This window comes from Roseateles sp., from assembly GCF_049240545.1.
Taxonomy (GTDB): domain Bacteria; phylum Pseudomonadota; class Gammaproteobacteria; order Burkholderiales; family Burkholderiaceae_C; genus Paucibacter_A.
Genome location: NZ_JBMLSK010000368.1, coordinates 1 through 1,526, shown reverse-complemented (window position 1 = coordinate 1,526; position 1,526 = coordinate 1). Strand labels below are relative to the sequence as shown.

The following is a 1,526-nucleotide window of genomic DNA, read 5'->3' as shown; positions in this document are numbered from 1 at the left end:
CCCGGCTCTTTCACGAGTGCCGTACTGGATGGCTTTCCGGAGCGAATTTAGTAGGTGATTCGGCGATTTGAGGCGCGGCCTCGTCGTTTGCCGCGTTCAGGAGTGCTCATGGCGCCCAGCCGGACGCATTTGCCCCTTCCCCGGCTTGGGATGCGGGCCTTTTTGTCGTCAGCGCGCGGGCCAGGCACTGGATGGATTTCTACGGGCCCAGGGCGCGCGCAGCAGCGAGGAAGACGTGCTTCATCGGGTGCGCCGAGGCCAGCAGCACCCGCACGCGGCGGGTGTTGCGCAACACAGCCGCGCCGATCTTCAGCAGCTTCGTGCGGAGGGTTGCGGTGCAGGCCTGGGCCAGCTCGGTGCCCTGCAGGCCCAGCCGGCGCAGGTTGATCATCAAGGTGTAGGCCAGCGCCGCCAGCAGCAGCCGAAGCTGGTTGGACTGGAAGCGGTGGCAACTCGCACGCCTGCCGAACAGGTCGAGTTGCGCTTCCTTGATCCGGTTCTCGGCTTCGCCGCGCGCACAGTACCTGCGCTCGTACAGGGCCTTGGGCGAACCCGGCAGATCGGTGACGATGAAGCGCGGGTTGGCACCTTGCTCACCGTGCTCCAGCCGCGCGATGACGCGACGGGCCTTGTCCCAGGTGCCGGCGGCGTACTGGAACTCGCCGAACATGCGCTGCTTGGTCTGCTTGGCCGCGTACTGCTCGGCCAGGGCCAGCTCCGCCAGTGCCACCTGCTCGTTCAGGCGCGAGTTCTTCTGCAGCCCGATGATGTAGTTCACGCGCCAGCGCTCCAGGCGCTGCAGCACGCGCGGGCGGCAAAAGCCCGAGTCCGCCCGGACGATGATCTTGGTCTTGGGCCAGGCCCGGCGCAGCGGCACCAGCAGCCGCTTGATCAGCGCGCTGACCACGCTGGCCGGGTCACGGTCGCTCGGGCGCAGCACGCACGCCAGCATGTCCTGGCCAGCGAAGACGTACAGCGGCAGGTAGCAGTAGTTGTCGTAGTAAGCGTGGAAGTGGCCGCGCTCCTGCTCGCCGTGCAGCGGCACATGGGTGGCGTCGACGTCGAGCACCAGCTCCTTGGGCGCCTTGTCGTGGCTGGCGATGAACTGCTGCATCAGCACCTCGTGCAGCGCAGCCGCATGCGCGGGCTTGGCCGCCGTCTCCAGCCGGCTGAGGGTGGGCGCACTGCCCAACGGCTCGGCACGGCCCACGGCCGTCTGCATCACCAGGTCGTTGCGCAGCGCGTTGTGGTCGCACACGTCCGACCAGCCCAGGCACAGGCCATAGATGCGCTGCGCCAGCAGGCTGCGCAGATCGTGCTGGACGCTGGCGGCGCGGCGCTCGTCGCCTAGCGCCAGCGCCGCAGCGCGGGTCAGGCCAAGGCGTTCATCGACCCGCCTGAGCAACAGCACGCCGCCATCGCTGACGATGTCGCCACCATCGAATGCGGCCTCCACCACACGCCTTCCGACCCGTCCAAACTCGACGGTCCCATCGGTACACTTTGGCATCGGCAGTCCTCGGTTG

1 protein-coding gene is annotated in these 1,526 nt (G+C 68.0%); it reads right to left on the bottom strand.

Translation table 11 applies throughout. The features are described from left to right. Nucleotides 1–199 precede the first annotated feature (199 nt). A complete protein-coding gene (locus ACOVRJ_RS22050; RefSeq protein ID WP_353264615.1) occupies nt 200–1,510 on the bottom strand; it encodes an IS1380 family transposase in 1,311 nt (436 codons plus the stop codon). Nucleotides 1,511–1,526 lie beyond the last annotated feature (16 nt).